Genomic DNA, 24536 nt, shown 5'->3' with positions numbered 1-24536 from the left:
AGTGTGCGATCACGCACAAGCGCTGTTCAGTATCGGACAAACGTGAAGGGACTCGGCCCGCATCGGGCCGAAAGCTCCGGCTGTTTTTAACTAGAGCTTGGGGCCAACGTCGACCTTTTCGACGTTTACCTTTTGCATTTGTTTAATGAGCCCTGTGATCGCCGAGATAGATTTGGTCGCGGCCTGCGTCTGCGCCTCGACCGCTTTCAATTGCTCCTGAATTGAGCCGCCGCGTTCGATCGGCACCCACCGTGGAATCGACAGGTTACCGTTTCTGAACTTGGCCAGTCGGCACGCAAGTTCAGCCTCAAGCTGCTTGATGCTCAACCGTTGTGAAACAGTCTGAAATGTGTAGGTGCCCTTGGCGCTCAGTCCTTGTGGATTGGTCACAGTGAGATTGATCGTCACGTTGGTCCCTGCCGCTGGCAGCGCCGTGATCGTAAGGGTTGGCGTATTGGTTGCAACGGGTGTTGCTCCCATAACCGACCACGCAAATGTCAACCCATTCTGATCGGGAAACACATTCAGGTTCGTAACTGCGAGAGTCAGTTCTGTACTAGCAACAACTGCGATCATGCACGGGTCCGCAGCCGGATACGGTTGAATGTCGAGTGGCCCAAATGTCGTTGCGCCAAGCGCCTTCACGGTAACGTTGCGCGTCAGCGTCCTGCCTGCGTAACTAACAGTCAGTGTCACCGTGGTTGTTGGGAATGTATCCAGCTGCGGCAACACGACCAGCGGCACAGAAGCGCTCGTCATTCCTGCACCAATCGTGAGCATTGAATTCGGAATGATCGTTGTGTCGCTGCTTGTGATCGTAAGCGGAATCGGCATGACAGCCGGATGATCCACGGTAACAACAAGGGGGACCGGTGCAGTCGCAAGCCATGTCGCCACGACTGGGGCGGCAAAGAAGATCAGGTCCGAGAGGGGGAAAATAGTGTCCAGAGGTGGAAAATAAGTGTTTATGCCAGGCGTAACCGGGTAATGGCCATTTACCAGCGCGCTGAACTTCGGCCACGCATTTGTCCAACTGTCGTGCGTAAGGTTCTCGTAGACATTGGAGAGATGGTTCGCGCCTGCGTTCACAATGTCTACGACCGAGTAACCAAGCTGGTCGTGCAGATACATCAGGAACAGCGTGGCGCAGCCTACTTCCGGGCTGTCCAGACTAATGTCTTCATCGTTAATTTCAAGAAAATTGACCCGCGGACTGTTCAGCCAGTTCTTCGTGCAGTTCCAAGTGGCCGTGGTTAACGAAGGGAGTGCCGAGACGCCGGGAAATTCCTTGAGCAGGAATTGTTCGGCCATGAATAAAGACAAGCCTTCGCCCTTGTTGCCGGCGTTACGCAAGCGAAACCAGGGAGTGTTGGAACCATACGTTCCGAACGCCCGCATGAACATGTTGCTTACAACCGAAACGAGCAGGTACCTCGCCAGCATGATCAGGCTGCCTGCCCCGATCACGAGTTCGCCGATATTGATCGTCGCCTGGAGTGGGATAAGAAATCCCCCTTCCCAATTACCACCAACAAAGTCAGTTTGTGTTCCCGTCGCGTCCGTTGACACTGTATGGAGGATCACATTGATGGGAAAGGCCATATCAAGCGAGTGCCCTGAAAACCACGCCTGCACTATGTCGAAGTCGGCATCGCAGGTTTGCATCATCGCGGTCGCGAGATCTAGTCCGCGAGGTTCAGTGAGTAACGAGTCGTATGCAAAGTTGAAATACTGCGTCCGACCACCGTTGTTCAATCCATTGCTGATGTATGAGGACATCGAACACCTCTGTGCTACGCAGGACCTGAACTGTAGTGCATGTTTTCTTGAAAGAGCAACAAATTCTTTGGGCTAAAAATCTCTGCAGCGGAACTTGTGCACAGTCATACCCCCGCCGAATTTCAGACTCAACACTTAGCAACCAGCATGCCCGCTCAACCCTGTTGTCGGGTTGGCTTGCGGTCAACCCGGTAATACGACCGTCGCCAATTTTGGGATACCTCGCTTCACCCTCGCCATAGGGTCTCGGGCAGTGAAGCTTCTTCCCCCAGGCCGTGAGAACCGCACAGATTTCTGTCAAGCCCCTGGAGCGCTCAACCCTAACAAAGCAAAAGAAATAGAGTTGGCATGTTATTTCTGCCAAATCCATAAAATAGAAATAGGCACTGGGTTAGGGATTTCCGGGCCGATAGTTAACTCCTTTAGAAAGATGATTTTGCCTCTAACCCCAATGGGAACACGATTTTAGAGCCACCTGCGAAGTTAACCCCAATAGAAAGAAGGTTTTAGAAAAACAGGGGGGGAGGGGGTACCCTAGGGCATATGCAGGAAAAGCCAATCCGCACGCTCGAGAGTCGCATCGTTTACCAGAACAAATGGTCCCGTGTCCGAGAGGACATCATCGAGCGAGCCGATGGTCAGCGCGGCATCTACGGCGTCCTGGACAAGGATCCAGCCTGCATCGTCATCCCGTTGGAGCACACACCCGAAGGCGACTTCCTCACGCTCGTGCATCAGTACCGCTACACGGTGGAGGCCAGCTACTACGAGTTCCCGCAGGGCGGTTGGGAACAGGGTGAAGACGTGGATATCGAAGCCCTCGCTCGCGGCGAACTCCGTGAGGAGACCGGCCTCACAGCAGGGAAGATGACCCGCCTCGCCGCCAACTGGATCGCCTACGGAGCTATGCGCCAGCGCCACCACGTCTGGCTGGCACAGGACTTGACACAGGGTGAGGCGCAACTGGAGGCCGAGGAACACGGCCTGACCGTACACCGGGTCAGCGTCGACGAGTTCGAACAAATGATCTTCGACGGCCGCGTGGAAGACAACTGCACACTCGCCGCATGGGCAACGTATCTCGTGTGGAAACGCCGCAGCTAGTGGATCGTCTTCATCCGCCGTGTCATGAAGTCCTGCAACACATAACTACCTAAGCGATCCGGGCTGGTGAAGTAAGCCTTGCCCTTGCACATCGCACTTACCTTCTGCACGAACTGCATCAGGGCATAGTCCTGCGCCAGCATGAAGGTGTTGATCACGATGTTGCTACGCTTGCAGCGGTTCACCTCTTCCAGCGTCTCGGCAATCACCATGGGATCAAGGCCGAACGCGTTGCGGTAGATGCGGCCATCATCCAGCGTCAGCGCGGATGGTTTGCCATCCGTAATCATCACGATCTGCTTCATGTCCTTATTACTGCGTGCGAGGATGCGTCGCGCCAACCGCAGACCCTCGCGTGTGTTGGTGTAGTAAGGCCCAACCTTCACACGCGCCACAGCCTGTATCGGCAGCTCCTCCGCGGAGTCATGGAACAGCACCAGGTGCAGTGAGTCTCCAGGGAACTGCGTGCGGATCAGGTGCGACAACGCCATCGCAACACGCTTGGCCGGTGTGAACCGATCCTCACCATACAGGATCATGGAGTGCGAGCAATCCAGCATCACCACCGTCGCGCATGACGACTGGTACTCGCTCTGGTGGATCACCAGGTCGCTGTACTCCACATTCAGCGGTACAGACAGACCCTCACGCTGCAGGGCATTGGATAGCGTAGCGTTGACGTCCAGGTTCATCACATCCCCGAACTCATACGGCTTGGAGGAGCCACTCGACTCAATCCCGCTGGCTTCATACCGAGTGTCATGCCGACCACTGATAGAGCGTCCCATCCCACCCAGCAGGTCCCGCAGGGACTTGTAGCTGAGGAAGTCCATGCTCTTGTCGGTGACGTTGAAGCGGACCTCTCCCTGTGGCGGCGCAGGCTGCGCAATCTCCCCCGGCCCCGCCTGCCCCTGCATCTCCGTAGCCTCCCCACCCTCCCGCTGGATGTAATCCCCCTGCTGCATCCGCTCCACGAGTGAATCCAGCATTTCTTCGCGCTGTTCTTGATTCATTTCGTCGTACTGCTGCTGCATCTCTTCGTCGAGGAAGTCGCCGGTTTCCATTACCTGCTTGATGGCTTCGCGGAGATTCTCCATCGTGTGATCGCCATTGAGTTCCTGGAACTCTGACCACGGATCATGGAATCCGCTATCCAGCAGAAAGTCACCGAGAGCTTCCATCAGGTCATCCAGCCCGATGCCTCCGGCAAAGTCGCCCTGGAACTTCGTGTAGCGCGTGCGCTTCATGGACTTCGTGCCGTTCTCGACGCGCTCCGCGCGTGTGGGTGAGGTTATCCATCGGTCGCCTGCATCAGGCGGATATCGCTGCCGGTCTAGTTGAAGCCGCGCTTGCTGCGGTTGCGGTTCTGCCAGTCATCGCGCTCACGCTCGCGAACCTCTTCGTGGAAGTTCTGCGCGCGTTCCTTGCGTGCCTGCTTCTCTGCAGCGGTGAAGCTACGTTCTTCCGTACGGCTGATCCGCTTGTGCGCGGTCATGCCTTCCAGCAGGAACTCTGCAGCAGACACAAGCACTTCCGCAGACGCACGACTCGCTAGCGACAACGGCTTCAGCTTGTCGAAGAGTCCCTGAATCTGCTGCAACTCCTTCAGCGAGTCTTCTGCTGCCACTGCATCGGAGAGTTGTACCGTTCCACCAAGGTTGAACCACTGTTCAATCTGCTGTGTGTTCGCCTCTGCGAAGTAACCATCGAAGGTGCGTTGCACAGCGGTGTGAATGACATCGTGCACCACGATATCCGCGCCACGCATCTCGCCTTCGTATTCCAGCTCGATCTTCCCGGTGATGCCAGGCATTGCGGTGTAGATGTCACCAATACGCGGCACCGCAACACTTTCGCCATGCTGCAACGCGCGGCGTTCCGCATTGGACAGCGCAAGCTCCATCACGGAGATAGGAAGTCGCTGCGACACACCACTACGCTTGTCCACGCGCTTGTCCTCACGGGCAACGAACGCAATCTGCTCAACCACTTCGCGGATGTAGCGCGGGATGTGCAGGTCCAAGGCAGCACGCTTACTCCAGGCTTCCTGTTCGGTCACTGAGATGGCTTGTTCCAGCGAGTCCAGATAATGCGTGCGAATCTCGGAGCCAATGCGATCCTTCAGAGGTGTCACGATCTTGCCGCGCGCCGTGTAGTCTTCAGGATTGGCGGAGAAGGTCAGTGCAACATCCAACTGCAGACGTACGGGGTAACCCTTGATCTGCACATCACCTTCCTGCATGATGTTGAACAATGCAACCTGGATTTTTCCTGCGAGATCCGGGAGTTCATTCACCGCAAAGATGCCTCGGTTGGCGCGCGGCAGCAAGCCGTAATGCATAGTGAGTTCGCTACTCAGTAGTTCGCCCGACTTTGCGGCTTTGATGGGATCAACATCACCAATAAGGTCGGCTACCGTAACATCCGGCGTCGCTAGCTTCTCAACATAACGCTCATCAGGAGTAAGCCACGCGATCGGAGTTGCATCGCCCTTCTCGGCAATGAGGAGCTTTGCATATGCTGACAACGGAACATACGGGTTGTCGCGAATCTCCGATCCGGCAACGTAAGGCACAACAGGATCGAGAAGCGTGGTGAGCCCGCGCAGAATGCGGCTCTTCGCTTGTCCACGTAAGCCCAGAAGAATGAAGTTATGCCGTGACAACACCGCATTCACAATCTGCGGCAGCACAGTGTCTTCATAACCGACGATGCCAGGGAAGATGCTTTCCTTGGCACGCAGTTTGGCGATCAGGTTGTCGCGTAGTTCGTCTTTGACGGAGCGCGATACGCGGTCGACGGTCCACTCGCTGTTGCGAAGTTCGCCAAGTGTCTGCGGAAGATGTGACGGGATCGTGTGCTGTATGGCCATCGGAGTAAGTATAGGACTCCGATACGCGTCATTTGGTCGCAGCGATTATCTCTGCCATCGGTTAGCGATAACTACGGCGCGATGTACAACGTATTCAGACTAGCTGGATGATGTACTCATCACGATTGATCCCGAATCAGCTTATCTCTGCCAGCGGAAGCCCATGACTCCAGGGATGGTACGCAGAGTATCGAGGCCGATAGGGCGATGGATGTTGCCCGTATTTGGAGAACGCCACGTCAGCTCAACGCGCACCTGCGCCAGGTGAGTGGGTGAATCGTATTCTGAAGCCCAACTGATGACATGACACTGCGCTGCCTCTATAGCAGAACGTAATTGCTCCTCGGAGGGGCCGTCTTCCGTGCAGATCAGCGTGAGGATGCCGGTGTGGTTGCGAGGGATAGAGGCTTCAAGAGGGCGCAACGCAATCAGAATGAAAGCGGCAAGGATGGTTCCCACACTGCCCAGCACAAGCTGACCACCCCCGAAGAGAAGTCCGAGTATAGTGCTGTACCAGAGTGTGGCCGCAGTGGTAACGCCGATGGCGGTGTTCTCTTTCTTCAGGATCGCGCCCGCGCCAATGAAGCCAATGCCCGAGAGAACGCCAAGCGGAAGGCGCATCAGGTCTAGCCCAATGTAAGAGGTCGCTGAGCGATTCTCCATGGGCAGTAACAGATTGACCTGCAACATCATCAGCGTAGCCGCAATCGTGACCAACATCGTGGTGCGCATGCCAGCGGGTCGGCTGTGCTCATCGCGGTTCAGGCCGATCAGCATGCTGGCCACGGTGGCCAGTAGCAATCGGAGAGCAATCTGAGAAGGTGTGATGTGGAGTGGCATCGTGATCACGAAAGTTTAGTGCAGGGACAGATCAGTAGCCCAGCTCTAATTCATCCAACAGAGCACCCATTTCCGATGAGGCATGACGGTTGCCGGTGCGTTGGGCTGCGGCAAGGCCTTCCTGCAAGCGTTGTTTTGCTTCGTCGTTGCGATGGAGCTTGGCCAGCGTTTGGCCGCTCATCTGATATGCAGGGACATAATCCGGGTTGTGTTGAATGGTGGCGGCGAACTCTTCCAGCGCTTTTTCTGAATCATTTTGCGAAAGATGCTCCATGGCCAGGCCGTAACGGGCGAAGCTGTCGGCTGGGTTGGCTGCCAGGATTTCGGTGAGCATTGCAATCTTGTCCATGTGCCTATTGGACGCTGGAACAGCGCCGTACGGCAAGCGGTCGTACACTGATAGACGATGGAAGACAGGCACAGAACGGTAGCTGAGTCCCAAGCGGAACGCAGCGAGGTCATCTTTCCCGGTGACTCGAACTCGCTAGGCAATCTGTTTGGCGGCAGATTGATGCAGTTCATCGACCTTGTCGGTGCGGTGGCCGCGTATCGTCATGCGCGTTCCACGGCTGTGGTTACGGCGAGTATGGATCATCTGGATTTCGTAGCGCCGGTACACATTGGCGATCTGCTTATCCTGAAGGCCAGCGTGAATCGGGCGTTCAAGAGCAGTATGGAAGTGGGCGTGAAGGCGATGGTGGAAGACCCGAAGACTCGACTTCTTCGTCATGTATCCACTGCATATGTCACTTACGTCGCCGTGGATCAGACAGGAACGCCGGTTATGGTTGATCCGGTGATACCGGAGACAGAGCACCAGAAGCGGCGCTATGAAGATGCTTTACGTCGCCGCGAAAGCCGTGCGGAAGAGACGCAACGAAAGCGCGATCTGCGCAAAATTCTTACCAGCGACTGGCACGTTTAGTCAGAACAATTTTCAGACAGGAAGAATAATGGGACACATGGGACAGGGCGCGCCGCAGGGGCCGCAGGCTTTGCCAGGAATCGGCGCGGTGGTGGCAGTAGGCAGCGGCAAGGGCGGCGTGGGTAAAACCACCGTCAGTGTGAATCTGGCAATTGCGTTGGCCAAGTTGGGCAAGCGCGTCGGCTTGATTGATGCGGACATCTACGGTCCCAACGTGCCCACGATGATGGGTCAGACTCGCCAGCCATCCGTCACGGAAGATTCCATGATGGAGCCGCTGGAGAGCTTTGGTGTGAAGTTCATCTCTGTGGGACTTATCTCGCCTGGTGACAAGCCGTTGGTGATGCGCGGACCCATGCTGCATCAGATCATCCGTCAGTTTCTCCAGCAGGTGAAGTGGGGCGAACTGGATTACCTCATTGTCGATCTACCTCCCGGCACGGGGGATGTCGTCATCTCGCTGGTTCAGACAGTTCCGCTGACGGGCGCGGTCGTTGTATCGACGGGCTCAGGCGTGGCGTTGCAGGATGCACGTAAGGCATTGGAGATGTTCCATCAGGTGAACGTGGAAGTCCTTGGCCTGGTTGAGAACATGTCGCAGATGCGCCTGCCGAATGGTGAAATCATCGATGTCTTTGGTGCAGGTGGCACAGCGAGCACTGCGCGTCAGTACAACCTGCCGTTCCTCGGTTCGGTTGATCTGGATCCGGCGATTCGCGCTGGCGGTGATCGCGGCCTGCCCGTGTCACTTGGTGGTGAGGATGACGCGAAGGCCAAGGCATACTTCGACATCGCTCGCGAGGTGATGGAACGCGTTGAAGAAGTGCAGGAAGAGTCGCAGGACGTGCTGGAGATCAACTAGACACGCTGCGTTATTTGGGGCCACGAAAGAGAGTTTGGACATCCGCTTTGTGGTGAATATTCAACTCGCGAGCTCGCAGCAGCCGATACTTGGCCCGAGTTATCAAGAAGATAAGGGCTATCCCGCCGGTTTTTTTGAGCATGATCCAAAGCGCGCCCGATACTCTCTGAGCCCCATATGTGAGTGCAAGAAACTCATATATGGAGCCGGGTCGCGATAGAATAAAAAGCAATGGCGGATCTGCGCGAAACCGGCTGGGGTTTGCATGCGCGGCAGCAGGCGATTCTGGCTGCCGCCATTGAACTGTATGTGCAAACCGGAGAACCGGTAGCATCGCAGGCCCTCGCGAATATCAGCGGTTTAAGTTCGGCCACTGTACGCAATGTGATGGTGGAACTTGCTGATGCGGGCATGCTCGAACAGCCGCATACTTCCGCGGGCCGCATCCCTACTGCGCGTGCATTTCGTTTGCATGTGGAACAGATTCGCGGAGCGAATCGCATTGCGCCTCGCTGGTTGCCCGTGGAGTCGCGCACGCAGATCGATGCGCAGTTGCAGGGACTCGGCGGCATTGGTGCGTTCTTTGAACGCACACCGCAGGTGCTTGCTGCGTTGTCCAGCGGTGTGGGATTGGCACTGGCAACGGCGCAGCCCGGTGACTTGTTGGAGCATGTTCACTTTCAGCGGTTGGCGTTGAAGAAGGTGCTTGCAGTTGTTGTTACGCGCAGTGGAGCTGTGCGTGATCGCGTGTTGTTACTGGAGCGCGACCTTTCCATGAACGATCTGGAAACTGCATCGCGTTATCTGAATGAGAACTTTCGCGGTTGGGATGTAGAGCGTGTCCGTGCGGAGATTGCCGCACGTGCCGAACGTGAACGTAGCGAGTATCAGCGCTTGTTGCAGGCAGCAGAAGAACTGTGGTCGCGTGCTGTGCCGGACGACCGTTCCCTGGAACAGAGCGTCTATGTGGAAGGTGTCTCAAACCTGCTGGGCGCTGCCGATAAAGACAGTGCAAGCCTGCGTGAGATGCTGGCAGCGCTGGAAGCAAAGGAACGAGTTGTCGCGCTGCTGACGGCGTATGTGACTTCGGAAGAGCGCAGTGTGCGCGTGATCTTCAATATGGAAGAGCGCGTGCCAGAGATGCAGGGCATGGTGCTGGTGGCAGCGCCTGCAGTGGTGGATGGAACGGTACGCGGTACCGTAGGTGTGTTGGCAACGCAGCGCATGCATTACGAGAACACCATCAACGCCGTGGGGTACGTGGCGCAGATGTTCGCGCAGGCCGGAAACGACACCGGCGATCGCTCATAACGAACGCATTGCGCACCGTAAAGTCAGGCTTTGAGATGTTTTCAGATCGATATAGGAAGTGGATGGGCATGAAGGGAACAGAAGAGACAACTGCAGCAACGGATCAGGAGATGGTGAGCGCGGCGGAAGCGGAAGAGAGCAACACCGCCGTAGGAACCGAGGCTGCTAGCGTATTGCAGAGTGAATTTGATCAGATCAAGGGCGAGCGCGATCAGTATGCCGATCGCCTGGCGCGTCTGCAGGCAGAATTCGAGAATGCTCGGAAGCGCGAAGCCAAAGAGCGTGCTGAGTTTCGCGACTATGCCGTGGGCAACGCGGCAGAAGGATTTCTTGGTGTGTTGGATAACTTCCAGCTTGCCCTGAAGTCGACGGGATCGCCGGAACAGTTTCGCGCTGGTATTGAACTGATCGCCAAGCAGTTGGATGACGCCGTGCGCAACCTTGGTGTGACAGCGGTTGAAACCGTTGGCCAGCAGTTTGATCCGCGCACGATGGAAGCGCTCGGTTCCGTGGAAACGGCTGAACACCCAGATGACGCCGTGGTGGACGAAATCCGCAAGGGCTACCGCATCAAGGAGCGCCTATTGCGCCCCGCACTGGTGCGTGTGGCAAAGAATACACAGACGCATCAGGCGTAAGCATTGCTGTTGTTGCAGTAAAGGATTGAGAGGAAACTTTGGCAGGAGCCACGGTGAAAGCTGACTACTACGAGGTATTGCAGGTCACAAGGACGGCAACGGATCAGGAAATTAAAACCTCCTATCGCAAGCTGGCTATGCAGTTCCACCCAGACCGCAACCCCGGCGATAAGTCGGCGGAAGAAAAGTTCAAGGAATGCAGTGAGGCTTACGGCATCCTGAGTGATCCGCAGAAGCGCGCTGCGTATGACCGCTATGGTCACGCGGGCTTTGGCGGCGCGGCGTCGCAGGGCGGCGGATTCCCCGGTGGCTTTAGTGGCTTCGGCGGCGATCCGCAGGACCTCGGCGATATCTTCGGCGATATCTTTGGTGAGATGTTCGGCGGTGGTGGTGGCGGACGTCGTCAGTCGCGTGCGCAACGTGGCCGCGATCTGAAGTATGACCTGACCATGGAGTTTGAAGAATCAGTCTTCGGCAAAGAGCAGGAGATCAAGATCAAGCGCCAGGAAACCTGCGAAGGTTGCAGTGGCACCGGTTCTGCCAATGGCAAGCAGCCTGTGACGTGTTCGCAGTGCCGTGGCGCGGGGCAGGTGCGCTACCAGCAGGGCTTCTTCTCCGTGGCGCGTCCATGCCCCAAGTGCGAAGGCAGTGGCGTGAACGTGACCGATCCTTGCCAGACATGCCACGGCGAAAGCCGCGTCATGCGCGAGCACACCATCAACGTGAAGGTGCCCGCAGGCGTGGAAGATGGCACGCGCATTCGTTATCAGGGTGAAGGCGAAGCCGGAAAGCTTGGTGGTCCTGCAGGTGACCTGTACGTGGAACTTCGCGTGAAGGCACACAAGTTCTTCCAGCGCGATGGCGACGATCTACATTGCGTGGTGCCGGTCAGCTTTCCTCAGGCTGCGTTGGGTGACGAGCTTGAGATTGAAACGCTGGAAGGTGTTGCTGTACTGAAGGTTCCGGAAGGAACGCAGAGCGGCAAGAGCTTCCGCATCAAGGGCAAAGGCGTGCCCCACCTGAACAGCCACGGTAAGGGCGACCTGATCGTGGAAGTGCGAGTACAAACGCCAGCCAAGCTGACCAAGAAGCAAAAGGAACTGCTGAAGGAACTCAGTGAAACCATGAAGACGGACAATGCACCGCAGTCGCACGGCTTCATGGATCGTATGAAGGAGATGTTCAGCTAACCATGTTGCTGCGCGTGGGACAAATGGCGGTTGCAGTACTCGGCATGGCGCTGATCCTACACTTCGGCATCACGCGCGATCCGGGCTGGGGCGAAACCAGCATGATGCATCCCGTCATCTGGACCATCCATTGGCCGGCACTTGGGGCAGGCATTTTCTGCCTGCTCGTCACCTTCGTTCTTATGGCCTTGCTCGGGCGCGAATAACCAGTTTTTCAGGAACGTAGTGCTACAGCGATCGCGAGACCCGCGATCGCTGCTGTTTCTGCGCGCAGAATACGCGGCCCCAGCGTCACATGCTGCCATCCGCTGTCGCGAAAGAGTTGCATCTCATCGGCTGTCCATCCGCCTTCGGGACCAATCGCCAATGCGATGCTTCCGTTTGCTGGAGCGGATTCGAGAGCGACACGAATCGTGTTTTCTTCTTCTGTCTCTGCCAACAACAGTTTCACAGTAGCGTCCACTGTCGGAAGAAACAGTTTCAGCGTTACGGGATCATCGACTTCGGGGACATCGGTGCGACGTGATTGCTGTGATGCTTCACGAACGATGCGCCGCCAGCGCTCCACACGTTTTGCTGCAGCCTGTGCTAGATGCTTTTCAGTGCGTCGGGCAAGAACAGGTGTAATGCGAGCCGCACCAAGTTCCGTCGCCTTTTCAATTGCCCATTCCAGGTGATCGAACTTGAAGACGGCAAGCAGTAGATGGACAGGCAGAGCTATTTCCGCTTCCTGTTCTTCATGGAGCGTGAAAGTAACTTCGTCCTCGCGAACGCTTTTTACTTCCGCGCGGTGCAGAAAACCATCGGCAACGACATCAAAAATCTGTCCGGGCTGCGCACGCAGCACACGCGCAAGATGCGCGGCCTGATCGCGCGTGAGTGCGGCTTCTGTGCGTTCTTTGTTCCATGTATCGGCAATCCAACGGCGGCGAGTCATAACTGTTTCAGTGTAGCGAGTGATGCAGAATCTTGCGCAAACGCAAGGCGGGGAGCGCTTTCGCGCTCCCCGACTGAAGTTGCTTTGCCTTGTTGCGTTGCGGCCTTTGCCACCGCTTCGCATTGTCTTGCCGTCTTGCCTACTCTCCCTGAGTGAGAAGACTGCGCGCTGCATTCAAATGTTGCAGCTAACGAATGTATAGAAGCACGTGCGAAGAGTGTCAACAAAAAAGTTTTAAAGGTTGTAACGGGCAAGTTCCTTCGCAGCGTCTCGTGTGCATGCGTTAGACAAAATTAAGGTGGCCAATCGCAACCCGGAAGTCCCGTTGAGATGCTTCGCATCGCTCACGAAGTTGACGCGTGTTCGAATGTAACGACGTTACATGACGAGATGATGCATCGTGAAGGATTCTCGTTTTAGCCAATATCCATGCTGGTTTTGTCAGCACTCGATGACATTCAATGCAAGTCCGGCGAGAGAAGTTTCCTTGTAGCGCGACTGCATGTCGAGACCGGTTTGGTACATGGTACGGATCACCTGATCGAGAGAAACTTTGTGTTCGTCGAGTTCGTTCATGGACATACGCGCCGCGTTCACCGCCTTCACCGCTCCCATGCCGTTCCTCTCAATGCACGGGATTTGCACAAGGCCACCGATGGGATCACAGGTCATGCCGAGGTTATGTTCCATCGCAATCTCGGCGGCGTGTTCCACCTGTGCGTTGGTTCCGTTTAGCGCTGCGACGAGTCCTCCTGCTGCCATGCTGCAAGCTACACCAACTTCACCCTGGCACCCCACTTCAGCGCCTGAGATGGATGCATTTTCCTTGTACAAAATGCCAATCGCTGCGGCAGTCAGGAAGTAGCGCAAGAGCCCTTCTTCATTAGCTCCGGGGATGAAGTCCAGATAGTAGCGAGCCACGGCTGGCACCACGCCCGCCGCTCCGTTCGTTGGAGCTGTTACCACGCGTCCGCCAGCAGCATTCTCTTCATTTACTGCCATCGCGAACACGGTGACCCAATCCAAAGGTGCGAGAGGATCGGATGAACCTTTCTCACGCAGACGCACGGAAAGGCGTGGCGCACGTCGGCGTACCTGAAGGCCTCCGGGTAACGTGCCTTCGTTCACGACACCGCGTTGAATGGTGTCGTCCATGACGGCCCACAGGGCGAGAATGCCGTTGCGTACATCGGCGCTGGCATCACCGGTGCTTTCCACGCGTGGCCGCAGAATCTTCCGGTCCTCGATCATCGCGACTTCATTCGCGAAGACCAGCTCTGCAATAGTGATGTTCGCTGCGGCTGCTGACGCGAGCAGTTCTGCCGCGCTACGAAAGTTGTAGGGAATGTCTCGTGACGACTCGGGAGTAGCAGCGCCACTCGCAGAGAATCGTTCCGCCGTCACGATGAAGCCACCGCCGATGGAATAGAAAACTTCGTCGGCGAGCTTTACGCCCGCTCCGTCAAACGCACTGAAACGCACGCCGTTCGGATGCGTGACAACATTCGCATCGGGATACATCTGATCTTTGTGAAAGATCAGATCCCGCTCCCGCTGAAACGCAATGCGTCTCGTTCCACCAAACAGCAAGGCGCCTTCTGCAGCTTCTTTCAGAATGGTGATGTGGCGTTCCGGTTCGATGGTGTCCGGCATTTCGCCTGCAAGTCCGGTCAATACTGCGGCGTCGGTTCCGTGTCCAATGCCAGTCAGAGCCAATGAGCCGTACAGATCAATCTGTACGCGTTGCACGCGGTCAAACACATCCGCTCGCTGCAAGCCGCGGAGAAATGCCTGTGCTGCACGCATGGGGGCAACGGTGTGCGAACTGGAAGGGCCGATACCGATCTTGAAAAGTTCAAAGAGACTAGTCACAGCGCTATTCTAGGCGCTGCGGCTAGTCTCTTTGTGTTGCTCCGGTAGGTTGGGATTTATTTCTTGCGCTTTGTCAGTGATGTCGCGCCGGGCGTAGTGGTCTGACGGATGTAAGCAGCGTTCGCGGAGAAGCGCACGTTGTCTTTGTCATCGGTCATCAATTGGCGCAATGCAGCGGTGACATCGTCGCCAGGATAATTACTGAGGATTTCCGCGGCGGTCAGACGTGCCACTGGATCTTTGGTCTTGGTGGCTTCAATCAACGCGATCTTGGCGGGGTTGGTGCGTTCTTTGCCGATCTGGTTGATGGCAGTGATTTGAGGCGAGACCCCACCGGAACCCCTGAGGTAGTTATAGGCTCCCATTCCAATGCCAACTGGCGGCACCAGGATGGTGATGCTTTGTTGTGCCGCAATCTTCATCAGCGCCACTGGGCTATGCAGAGTCCGATTTGCCTGATGCGTGCTGCCTTTCCAGAAGTTGTAGTTGCCAGAGCGCTCGCCTTCAGCCACTGCAAGGAGTATGTCTTCCCCTGAAGGATCGTTCAGCTTCCACAGCGTGCTGGCCGTTGTGAAGACAACCTTCGGGTCCTGATCATTTAACTGGCTGCGCAGTTCATTGGAAAATACGTTCGCGCTGCCGTTCTTCATCAACTCGCCGGCTGCCACGATCGCAGCGAGTCGAACATCAATGTCGGGATCGTGCAGACAATTACCGACCAGCTTCTCCGCGCGTTGCTGACCGCCGAGCATGGAGAGTGCGGAGATAGCCGCAATGCGTGTGTCGGTGTTCTTTGTGCCGGTGACGCCGTCTTCCAACCGCGACCATGCAGCATCGCGCAGCATCTGCGGGCGGGTTTCATCGGCGGCTCCTACAACCGTGCCGTCTGCGGAGGATGATTGGGCGTGGAGCGGCTGTGTGGCAGATAGCAGTGTGAATGCAAGTAGGGCAGGAATATAAAACCTAGGCATGGAATCCTTCCGTCATTCATGGATGCGAAAACGACCATATTGGCCGCTTCGGAGACACCTAAGATGGTGTGCCGTCAGGCACGTGACCCAACAGGAAAAACATTCGTGGATTCCTTCTTCTTAAGAAAGCGCTCCACGAAACGACGCATCACCTTCACCATGGGTTTTTCCAGATAGATGTGGCTTAGCAAGCCCATGACCGTGGCTAGCAATATACCTGTCAAAACATAGAGCACGCAGGCCGTTGTGCCGAATTGTGGAAACGGCTTCCAGATCATCCGCAATGCACCGAGCGCAAAGAGATGGCAGAGGTAGAGGGAATAGGATGCGTCTCCCAACAACTCCAGCAAACGCAGGTTCCAGGTAACGCGGGTGCCGTATTCCGCGCTCAGGATTCCGTAGACCAGCAATGCCGCTTGAGGCCCCCATGCGAGTGGTCGATAGACGCTGTCCACGAACTTCGTCATCGGATACATCCAGATGAGAGCCACGATGGCAATGGCAATTCCTACCAAGGGCGACACCAGACGACGTTTCTCATAGAGCGCGCCAATCACCATGCCCGCGCCAAACTCCAGCAGCGGAAGGTCGGTGTACACGTGCAGTGGAGGACTGTTGAAGTGAATCAGTCTTCCAAGCACTACGAGCGCAATCAAGGCTGCAAGGTTCCCCAGCAGGCGCTTGGAAGGTGGCAGTAGCAATAGAACCGCGAACAGCAGATAGAAGAACACTTCGTACTGAAGCGTCCAGCCAATCGGCAGTACCGGGTTGATGTTGTGCAAGATGGGATGCCACGCCGGAAACAGAAGCAATGACTTTACAACGAACAGTGGCTTCACATATGCGAAGCGAAACGCCTTCGGCAAAACAATCGCCGTGGCGACCATGGCCAGCGTGAAGAACCAGTACGGAGGATAGATACGCGTGATGCGGTTCAGCAGAAAAGGGAACGGACGCGGACGCGACTGCGCAGAGATGTACCAGAGGATGAAGCCGGAGATGACAAAGAAGATGTCGACGCCAAACTCGCCGGAACGCGTGAGGTAATTGCGCGAGATGACCTCATCAGGGAAATGGCCAAGTGTGTGGCGCATCACCACCAGCGTGGCAGCAAACCAACGTAGGTGCTGGATGGAATAGATTTTCTGCTTCGTTTCCTGTGGGCCGATAGAAGGAGCCACAATCTCCGCGGTACTGTTTGAAACCGATAGGTCTGACAACAATTTCTCCTTCGTGTCCCAATCTGGGAAACGGCCCGACGCTATCTCGTTGCGCGTGTTCTTTCACTATAGGAATAAATGCAAACGGGATACAACTGAATAAAACGCCCCTGACGTGATGCCTCTGCGGATGCCCGTTGAGGTTTCCTTCATCGGCATCGTGCCACCGCGAGTACACTGCCAGTCGGAGACTTCCCCACACAATCATGTTGTTCAAATCGCGTAGCGCAGCCGTGTATGGCATTGATGCTCATCCCATTGATGTAGAAGTGGACTTTTCCGGTGTGATGAGCATGAAGGACGCTACCTTCAGCACGGTCGGATTGCCGGATGCTGCCGTGCGTGAGAGCCGTGATCGCGTACGTGCTGCTATCAAAAACTCCGGATTCGATCTTCCACCCACTCGCATCACGATCAATCTGGCACCGGCCGACCTGAAGAAGGAAGGTTCGGGATTTGATCTTCCCATCGCCATCGGGATTCTCGGTGCGTACGGTTCGTTGCAGATGAAGGAACTGTCCGACTTCTTATTAGTTGGCGAACTCGGGTTGGAGGGAAATCTCCGTGCTGTACCGGGTGTTCTGCCCATGGCGGTGATGGCGCGCGAACTTGGCATTCGCAACGTAATTCTGCCGGAAGCAAACGCGCGTGAAGCCGCAGTGGTGGATGGTGTGGACGTCTATCCCGTACGAACACTTGCCGAGGTCCGCGAACTGCTGAACAGCTTCGCTTTTGGCGGTCAACATGCTAAGCCGTTGAAGATTCAGCCCGCAGAAGTCCTGGACGAACTGCAGCATTTCCCCTTGGACTTCAAAGACGTTCGCGGTCAGCACACTGCGAAGCGTGCCATGGAAGTGGCTGCCGCTGGTGGACACAATCTGCTCATGATTGGGCCTCCGGGCAGCGGCAAGACCATGCTGGCGAAGCGCCTGCCATCCATTCTGGCGCCACTTACCTTTAACGAGGCGCTGGAGACCACAAAGATTCATTCGGTCGCGGGTGTACTCGAACCCAGCGAGGGTTTGGTGGCGCATCGTCCCTTCCGTTCGCCGCACCACACCATTAGCGACGCCGGATTGATCGGTGGTGGCATGGTGCCCCGTCCCGGTGAAGTTTCGCTTGCGCACAACGGCCTGCTCTTTTTAGATGAGCTGCCGGAGTTTCCGCGCAACGTGCTGGAAGTACTTCGCCAGCCGCTCGAAGACGGCACGGTGACCATCTCGCGTGCCGCCATGAGTCTCAGCTTCCCAGCGCGGTTTATGCTGCTGGCGGCGATGAATCCCTGTCCCTGCGGCTTCTTCAACGATAAGAGCCGCGAGTGTACCTGTACGCCACCCATGATTCAGAGGTATGTCAGTAAGGTCAGCGGACCTCTGCTGGACCGTATCGATATCCATATTGAGGTGCCTGCGGTGCAGTACAAGGAGCTTCGGCAGGGAAGTGAGGGGGAGACCTCAGCCCAGATCCGCGACCGCGTTCTGGCCGCCCGGGAGCGTCAGGCGGCTCGCTTTGGAAAACTGGGGGACCAGCAGACCACGAAGCGTCATCGCCCCGTCTATAGCAACGCGCAGATGTCCAGCCAGCAGATTCGGGTGTTCTGCGAGCTGTCCAGCGACGCGGAGCGGCTGCTGGAGAGGGCGATGCAGCAGCAGGGATTGAGTGCGCGTGCCCATGACCGCATCCTCAAGACCGCCCGAACCATCGCCGATCTGGAAGGAGCCCAGGACATCGCTGTAAAACATATCGCAGAAGCGATCCAATACCGGACCCTGGACCGTAGTCACTGGGCATAAGACTGACTCATCAGGACTTACAAGGAGGGACTAGCTTTTCTCCACAATTTGGAAACTTTGGCGTGATTTCTTCCGAAAATAAGTATTGATAATAAGGGTTGAAGCAATTATGGTGCTTTTGGAGCTGATTTTGACGGGTCCAGAATGGAACCCCTCGAATCTTCCTCCTGCCGACGCATCCAGGCCGGGCGTTGGTGAATCCCATACACTGGGACATGCGATTCTCAAAGCTGCGCGGATGGCCGGCGCAACGATCCCGAATCGTCCCTGAGATTCAAGCAGTGAAGGCAACGGAGCCTGAAGCGCCGCCAGAAGAGCTGCGCGGTTCTGTGCCGGAACACCTGCGGTGTGCACCTCGTCTTTTTGAAGGGGACATGCTGCACAAAATGTAAAGCTGCGGCAGCGTGCCGCGATCCATCCGTCAGCGGATCCTGAAGGACCGCGAGACTTGATTGAAGAAGGAGAATCATGCGCTCTGATCTGATTTTTGGCGCTCTTACCCACGTCCAGAACCGTTACCAGCTCTGTCAGCTCGCCAGCAAGGCGACGCGCAAGCTGCACAAGCCGAACACCCGTCTGCAGGACACCACGAACGAAGTGTTGGATCGCTTTCGCGAGACTGCCCCCAGCGATCTGAAGACTGGCCCTGAGCCGGCAGCAGTGTTGGAGACCATCGAGGAGCGCCGCGCGGCCTAACCGGCCGTGCGGTTCCCCCGCACCTTGTTTTCTCGCTCCTGCAATACAATCGCTGTACCGTAGAACTTGCAGTCCTGAACAATTACTGCACTCAAGCTTTACCCGTACCAGCCCGCATCACCCTTCCGCACCGCAACCCCCGCCTTAGATTCACCGCTTCCATACATCACGGAACGAACGTACACAGGTACCCATGACCATTACCGAACTCAAAGAAAAGAGCATTGCCGAACTCGGCAAACTCGCACGCGGCCTAGAAATTCCAGGCACCAGCGCCCTGCGCAAGCAGGACCTCATCTTCAAGATTCTCCAGGCTCAGAGCGAAAAAGAGGGCCACATCTTTGCCGAGGGCGTGCTTGAAATCCTGCCCGACGGCTACGGCTTCCTCCGCTCGCCGGATTACAACTACCTCCCAGGTCCAGACGATATCTACGTCTCTCCTTCGCAGATCCGCAAGTTCGACCTGAAGACCGGCGACACCATCTCCGGTAATGTGCGCCCCCCGCACGAGGGCGAAAAGTACTTTGCGCTGGTCAAGATCGAAGCGATCAACTTTGAGTCGCCTGAAGAAACCCGTAACAAGATTCTGTTCGACAACCTGACGCCGCTCTATGCTGATGAGCGCCTGAAGATGGAAACCGTCCGCGACAACATCAGTGGCCGCGTGATGGACCTGCTCACTCCCGTGGGCAAGGGCCAGCGTGGTCTGATCGTCGCTCCGCCGCGTACCGGTAAGACGGTGCTGTTGCAGTCCATCGCGAACTCCATCACTGCGAACCACCCGGAAGTTGTGCTCATCGTTCTGCTGATCGACGAGCGTCCGGAAGAAGTTACGGACATGCAGCGCTCCGTGAAGGGCGAGGTTATTTCCTCCACCTTCGACGAGCCAGCCGCACGCCACGTACAGGTCGCCGAGATGGTGATTGAAAAGGCCAAGCGTCTGGTCGAGCACAAGCGCGACGTGGTCATCCTGCTGGATTCCATTACGCGTCTTGCACGTGCTTACAACACCATCGTGCCGCCTTCGGGCAAGGTGCTCTCCGGTGGCGTGGACTCCAACGCTCTGCAGCGCCCCAAGCGCTTCTTCGGTGCGGCCCGCAACATTGAAGAGGGTGGTTCGCTCACCATCATGGCGACGGCCCTCGTCGATACCGGATCGCGTATGGACGAAGTCATCTTCGAAGAGTTCAAGGGTACAGGCAACATGGAAGTCATTCTCGATCGCAAGTTGGTCGACAAGCGTGTCTTCCCGGCAATCGACATCCAGCGCAGCGGAACGCGTAAGGAAGAGCTGCTCATCCCCAAGGAAGATCTGCAGCGCACGTGGATTCTGCGCAAGGTGCTGAATCCGCTGTCGCCGGTGGAAGCCATGGAATTGCTCACGGATAAGCTGGGCAAGACCCGTAACAACCAGGAGTTCCTGCACAACATGAGTTCACTGTAAGAGCCCTGAGTATGTAAGAAAGCCCGCGAGATTCGCGGGCTTTTCTTTTGTCCGCAGATTCTGAAGAACGTCTGTGCGATCCCTCAGCTCCCGTATCCTATTCATGCAACAGCCGATTGCAGTGTGGCGTCCTATACGCAGGAATGATAACTTCTTCAACTTCGCGGCACGGCTTCTTTGTTTTGTTTGTAAGTCTCCTCCCCCTCCCGTGTAGCGCACAGCGCAGCATGCCGCAGGATCACGCATTTGTCGAGGTCGACACGCTTGCATCCCTTCCGGACTCTCCGGGTTTCAGTAGCTCGCAGGTACAGGAGCCTTCATTCGTTTCGGTGGACGATATCGCCGAATGGCAAGCGTCTACTGCTGCACCAACGGTTGCAAGAAAGTATGCGCATACCATCAAGCCCGGATATACCGCGGTTCCGTGGGGTGCAAAGGAAAAGATCACTGCTTCGGTTCTGAAGATGGGAACTGTTGGTGCGGTCTTTTCCGCTGCATTCACTGGCGGACGGCAACAGTTGCTCGATGCTCGACCCCACTACGGCACTGACAGTGGAGCCTATGGTGAACGTGTGGGGGCTGACTTCGCTCGCCAGAGCACGCAGGCAATCATGAACGGCGGTATGTCGGCGATCCTGCGAGATGACCCGCGTTACTACGTTCTGGGTTCGGGACATCCTTTCAAGTCGCGCGTGATCTACGCGGCTGAGCGAGTGCTGATCACGCACAAGGATAGTGGTGGTGATACGGTGAACATCCCGCTGTTCACCGGCATTGTTGCCAGCCAGGCCCTTGCCAATGGTATTTATCCTGACCAGGATCGTGAATGGACTCGCGTGGCGACAGGTTCATTAGGCAGTATTGCAAGCCGCATGGCGACGCAGCAGTTCAAAGAATTTGGTGACGACATCCGGCAGTATCTGCGACACAAGTTCAAGAAGGATTAAATGCAGCTTGGAGAAAAGGCCGCGATGGCAACGGATAAAGAGAAGCAGTCGGACCGGCAGTTGAAGATCAAGGATCTCCTGCGTCCCCATCGACGCGCTCTCATTCTTGGACTCGCGGCGATCGCGGGCGAGAGTATTGCCGATGTTGCTCAGCCGTGGCCGTTGAAGATCGTTCTCGACAACGTGATTGCGAAAAAGCAGTCACATGGCTGGCTCTTTGCTCTCATTAAGCGCACCGTTGGAACGGAGCCACACCAAATACTTCTTTTCGTATGCGGCGCTGTCGTACTCATCGCTCTGGTGGATGCATTCTGCTCGTATTGGGAGAAGTACACCACCACCAGTGTTGGGCAATGGGTTACGCATGACCTGCGCCGCAAACTGTACGCACAAGTGCAGCGTCTTTCGCTCTCGTATCACGACACCAGCAAGACGGGCGATCTCATTAGTCGCGTCACCACAGATATCGATTCCATTCAGAGCTTCATCGTTTCTGGACTACTCAGCATTCTTGTCGATATTGCAACCATTCTTGGCATGATTGGAGTGCTGTTTTATCTAAGTTGGCAGTTAACCCTGATTGCACTCGCGGTCGTGCCAATCCTCTTTGCGATCGTCTACACCTATACGCGTCGGGTGAAGAAGGCATCACGCGAAGTGCGTAAGCAGGAAGGCAAGATGATCTCCGTAGTGCAGGAGGTGCTCGGTTCCATCCGCGTCGTGAAGGCGTTCTCGCGTGAGGAATATGAGGTGCAGCGACTGGAAGGGGAGAGCCTGGAGACGGTCGAAGCGGCGTTACGGGCACGCACTCTCAAGGCAAAACTGGTTCCCATCGTCAACATCGTAACTGCCATCGGTACCTGTCTCGTTTTGTACTTCGGTGGCAATCTTGCGTTGAATTCTGACATGACGGGTGGCAAGATCTACATCTTTATTGCTTACATCGCCAGCATGTACAAACCCATGCAGGACATCTCCAAAATTATGGATTCGTACTCCAAAGCAGACATTGGCTACGAACGGATTAAGGAGATCATTGGCAATAACAATGAGATGCGCGATGTTCCGGGAGCAAGGCCGCTGCGTGTGGTTGAAGGCCGCATCAGCCTCGACAATGTGTGTTTCTCCTATGACGGCGAACGTGAGATTTTGCACGACATTACGTTGCATGCTGATCCGGGTTGCGTCATCGCGTTGGTGGGGCCGACCGGCTCAGGCAAGACCACCATCATCAACCTGATTGCACGCTTTTACGAGGCGCAGAGCGGCACCATCCGCATTGACGGCCAGGACGTGACGAAGGTGCAACAAAGTTCACTTCGTGAACAGTTAAGTTTCGTATTGCAGGACACGGTGCTCTTCAGCGGTAGCATCTGGGACAACATCGCTTATGGGCGTCCGGAAGCTTCACATGCAGAGATCGTTGCAGCAGCAGAAGCTGCGAATGCTACGGAATTCATCGACAACCTTCCGCACAAGTACGACACCGTAGTGGGTGAGCGAGGGATTCTGCTTTCAGGGGGCCAGCGACAGCGCATCGCCATCGCCCGCGCCATGGTGCGCAACAGTCGCATTCTCATACTCGATGAACCCACTTCGGCTCTGGACGCCAATACTGAACAATTGGTATTTGAGGCGCTGGATCGCCTCATGCAAGACAAGACTGTCATCGTGATCGCGCATCGTCTGGCAACGGTCCGCAAAGCAAATAACATTTATGTCATTCAGGACGGACGCGTTGTAGAGGACGGAACACACGAACAACTTATCAAGGCGGGCGGTCTGTATCAGGAATTGAATGATCTTCAGAACAGCGAAGAACAGCAATCCGCTTTGCTCACTTAAGCATTTAGCAAAAGAAGGCCGGGCATCTCGCCCGGCTTTCTACTTAGATTTCATTACCGCGTCAAAGCTTCTTTAGTTCCGTGATGCGGCTTTCCACTAGTTCTACATACGCCTGAACTTCGTCTTCAGAAAAGTTTGCTGCACGGAAGGCATCTGTCAGTTGCTTATGCGAGAGTTGACCGAGCAGGCCACCCATCCAGCGCACATCCTGAATCGGAATATCGTTTCCAATCCAATCCATATCTTTGCGCATTGCAAATGACTTGGCAGTCGCACCCATGGTTGCCAATAGCATTCCCGTGGGCTTCTTCGGCGTTGAGAAGCTCACAGTGGAATTGGTTTTGCTTTGGATAAACCCTGATGAGCGGAAGCTGTCGACATTTCCTTTGGAACGCGAACGTGTCCACGAGACGCCATTCGATCCAAAGCTTGCTCCGATGTCGCTTACCAGGAAGATCTGCCGATTGTTCTTGGAATCCATGTAGACGGCATTGTTCACGTCTTTCAAGTCCCAGTTATTAATTACAGCCATCATTACGCGAAGGCCGTTGAACTCGCGTGAGCCATAAAAAGGAGATGTCTTCCATTCCCAGATACCAATCTTTTTCTGGCCATCTGGCTTACGTGCGAAGCGAACGTTTACGAGTGTGCCGCGATCCTTTAGGTCCTGCGAGCCGCGCTTCATCTTGATGTTCTGCACCTGCCCACCCGGAACCAGGTAGTCTTCGTTGGCGTAGTATCCCATCGCCCACAGCAGGCGCGAAGCGGCCACTTCGGGCTGTGCCTCCTCGCCTTCTTTCACACGCCACTTGGTCCCGTTGGCATCACGGACGTCTAATTTGGCATTGGTTCCATTCGAGTCCTCGCTCAGGAACACAAAGGGCGATTTTGGCTGATTGGTTTTTCCTCCAGCACCCCAATAAAGATCCAGTGCAGCAATATTGCCGGGTTCATGCCAAAGAACCGGGTTCTGAACCTTCGCCCACAGGGCGGCGTTCGATCGAACATCGCGATCATTATCTTTGTCATCGTCTTTCGTCTTGCTGTGGGCACTCTGGGCAGCAGCATCGTCCTGTGCGTGCGCCGCGAAGCCCACGGGAACGACAGAAAGGGTACAGATCAGCGCCCAATGTGAAAGGCGGTTTAAATGCATGAGAGTTCTCCCATCGGGTTTAGTAACCGGATGTACAGAAGTTAAGATGCGCGAACTGTGAGAAAAACATCTTCCCGTGCCACATTTGCATCCTCATCATGTAAGAGACTTACATCCGGTGACAGCCGGCAGGAGAG

Annotated in this window: 22 protein-coding genes; 12 read left to right on the top strand and 10 right to left on the bottom strand. The window is 55.9% G+C overall.

From position 1 onward, the window contains the following. Nucleotides 1–90 precede the first annotated feature (90 nt). The gene (locus M504_RS16815) at nucleotides 91–1779 is read right to left on the bottom strand and encodes a hypothetical protein (protein WP_047496068.1); all 1689 of its coding nucleotides are present in this window, start codon (nucleotides 1777–1779) and stop codon (nucleotides 91–93) included. 543 nt (nucleotides 1780–2322) lie between these two features. On the opposite strand from M504_RS16815, the gene M504_RS16810 reads away from it, so the two are divergent. Then, entirely contained in the window at nucleotides 2323–2883 is a 561-nt protein-coding gene (locus tag M504_RS16810; RefSeq protein ID WP_047496064.1) for an NUDIX hydrolase, read from the top strand. On the opposite strand, the gene M504_RS16805 is transcribed toward M504_RS16810, so the two are convergent. The 4 genes from M504_RS16805 to M504_RS16790 form a co-directional block, all read right to left on the bottom strand. Then, a complete protein-coding gene (locus M504_RS16805) occupies nucleotides 2880–4130 on the bottom strand; it encodes a VWA domain-containing protein (RefSeq protein WP_047496061.1) in 1251 nt (416 codons plus the stop codon). The two genes, M504_RS16810 and M504_RS16805, sit on opposite strands and share 4 nt — an antisense overlap. Before the next feature lie 86 nt (nucleotides 4131–4216). Further along, nucleotides 4217–5755: a magnesium chelatase gene (locus M504_RS16800; RefSeq protein WP_047496060.1), complete on the bottom strand. Its 1539-nt coding sequence runs from the start codon at nucleotides 5753–5755 to the stop codon at nucleotides 4217–4219. A 141-nt stretch (nucleotides 5756–5896) separates the two neighbouring features. After that, nucleotides 5897–6595, bottom strand: coding sequence for an MgtC/SapB family protein (locus tag M504_RS16795; protein WP_047496804.1), 699 nt, complete (start codon nucleotides 6593–6595; stop codon nucleotides 5897–5899). 31 nt (nucleotides 6596–6626) lie between these two features. Next, nucleotides 6627–6944 (bottom strand): tetratricopeptide repeat protein, encoded by a 318-nt coding sequence (locus M504_RS16790; protein ID WP_047496057.1) that lies wholly within the window; start codon nucleotides 6942–6944, stop codon nucleotides 6627–6629. Nucleotides 6945–7001: 57 nt separating this feature from the next. On the opposite strand from M504_RS16790, the gene M504_RS16785 reads away from it, so the two are divergent. The 6 genes from M504_RS16785 (at nucleotide 7002) to M504_RS16755 (ending at nucleotide 11727) form a co-directional block, all read left to right on the top strand. Then, nucleotides 7002–7520 carry an acyl-CoA thioesterase gene (locus tag M504_RS16785; RefSeq protein ID WP_047496055.1) on the top strand — a complete coding sequence of 173 codons (519 nt, stop codon included), beginning with the start codon at nucleotides 7002–7004 and terminating at the stop codon, nucleotides 7518–7520. 28 nt (nucleotides 7521–7548) lie between these two features. Next, nucleotides 7549–8382, top strand: coding sequence for an Mrp/NBP35 family ATP-binding protein (locus tag M504_RS16780; RefSeq protein ID WP_052200962.1), 834 nt, complete (start codon nucleotides 7549–7551; stop codon nucleotides 8380–8382). A gap of 231 nt (nucleotides 8383–8613) precedes the next feature. Further along, nucleotides 8614–9693, top strand: coding sequence for a heat-inducible transcriptional repressor HrcA (gene hrcA / locus M504_RS16770; protein ID WP_047496048.1), 1080 nt, complete (start codon nucleotides 8614–8616; stop codon nucleotides 9691–9693). Between the two features lie 68 nt (nucleotides 9694–9761). Then, nucleotides 9762–10331: a nucleotide exchange factor GrpE gene (locus tag M504_RS16765; protein WP_047496797.1), complete on the top strand. Its 570-nt coding sequence runs from the start codon at nucleotides 9762–9764 to the stop codon at nucleotides 10329–10331. 38 nt (nucleotides 10332–10369) lie between these two features. Next, a complete protein-coding gene (dnaJ, locus tag M504_RS16760) occupies nucleotides 10370–11521 on the top strand; it encodes a molecular chaperone DnaJ (RefSeq protein WP_052200960.1) in 1152 nt (383 codons plus the stop codon). 2 nt (nucleotides 11522–11523) lie between these two features. Then, nucleotides 11524–11727, top strand: coding sequence for a hypothetical protein (locus tag M504_RS16755; RefSeq protein ID WP_047496045.1), 204 nt, complete (start codon nucleotides 11524–11526; stop codon nucleotides 11725–11727). An 8-nt stretch (nucleotides 11728–11735) separates the two neighbouring features. On the opposite strand, the gene M504_RS16750 is transcribed toward M504_RS16755, so the two are convergent. The 4 genes from M504_RS16750 to M504_RS16735 all read right to left on the bottom strand — a co-directional run bounded on the left by M504_RS16750 (nucleotide 11736) and on the right by M504_RS16735 (nucleotide 16521). Next, on the bottom strand, nucleotides 11736–12458 hold the full coding sequence (locus M504_RS16750; RefSeq protein WP_047496042.1) for a 16S rRNA (uracil(1498)-N(3))-methyltransferase: 723 nt from the start codon (nucleotides 12456–12458) through the stop codon (nucleotides 11736–11738). A 441-nt stretch (nucleotides 12459–12899) separates the two neighbouring features. Next, the gene (locus M504_RS16745) at nucleotides 12900–14330 is read right to left on the bottom strand and encodes an L-serine ammonia-lyase (protein ID WP_047496038.1); all 1431 of its coding nucleotides are present in this window, start codon (nucleotides 14328–14330) and stop codon (nucleotides 12900–12902) included. Nucleotides 14331–14386: 56 nt separating this feature from the next. Beyond that, nucleotides 14387–15301: a HEAT repeat domain-containing protein gene (locus tag M504_RS16740; RefSeq protein ID WP_156993936.1), complete on the bottom strand. Its 915-nt coding sequence runs from the start codon at nucleotides 15299–15301 to the stop codon at nucleotides 14387–14389. Between the two features lie 74 nt (nucleotides 15302–15375). After that, complete coding sequence (locus tag M504_RS16735; RefSeq protein WP_047496034.1) at nucleotides 15376–16521, bottom strand: acyltransferase; 1146 nt, start codon at nucleotides 16519–16521, stop codon at nucleotides 15376–15378. Between the two features lie 206 nt (nucleotides 16522–16727). On the opposite strand from M504_RS16735, the gene M504_RS16730 reads away from it, so the two are divergent. The 5 genes from M504_RS16730 to M504_RS16710 all read left to right on the top strand — a co-directional run bounded on the left by M504_RS16730 (nucleotide 16728) and on the right by M504_RS16710 (nucleotide 23246). Further along, entirely contained in the window at nucleotides 16728–18314 is a 1587-nt protein-coding gene (locus M504_RS16730; RefSeq protein WP_047496031.1) for a YifB family Mg chelatase-like AAA ATPase, read from the top strand. A 468-nt stretch (nucleotides 18315–18782) separates the two neighbouring features. After that, nucleotides 18783–19010: a hypothetical protein gene (locus M504_RS16725; RefSeq protein ID WP_047496028.1), complete on the top strand. Its 228-nt coding sequence runs from the start codon at nucleotides 18783–18785 to the stop codon at nucleotides 19008–19010. Between the two features lie 193 nt (nucleotides 19011–19203). After that, nucleotides 19204–20454, top strand: a complete 1251-nt coding sequence (gene rho, locus M504_RS16720; RefSeq protein WP_047496024.1) for a transcription termination factor Rho — start codon at nucleotides 19204–19206, stop codon at nucleotides 20452–20454. 227 nt (nucleotides 20455–20681) lie between these two features. After that, nucleotides 20682–21401 (top strand): hypothetical protein, encoded by a 720-nt coding sequence (locus M504_RS16715; protein ID WP_047496021.1) that lies wholly within the window; start codon nucleotides 20682–20684, stop codon nucleotides 21399–21401. Then, nucleotides 21402–23246: an ABC transporter ATP-binding protein gene (locus tag M504_RS16710; RefSeq protein ID WP_232296333.1), complete on the top strand. Its 1845-nt coding sequence runs from the start codon at nucleotides 21402–21404 to the stop codon at nucleotides 23244–23246. A gap of 61 nt (nucleotides 23247–23307) precedes the next feature. Here the strand turns inward: M504_RS16710 and M504_RS16705 are convergent, their stop codons facing one another. Continuing rightward, nucleotides 23308–24399, bottom strand: a complete 1092-nt coding sequence (locus M504_RS16705; RefSeq protein WP_047496019.1) for a hypothetical protein — start codon at nucleotides 24397–24399, stop codon at nucleotides 23308–23310. Nucleotides 24400–24536 lie beyond the last annotated feature (137 nt).

Source organism: Terriglobus sp. TAA 43 (assembly GCF_000800015.1).
Classification (GTDB): Bacteria; Acidobacteriota; Terriglobia; order Terriglobales; family Acidobacteriaceae; genus Terriglobus.
The sequence above is the reverse complement of the archived record's forward strand: the minus strand, read 5'-3'. Positions and strand labels throughout refer to the sequence as shown.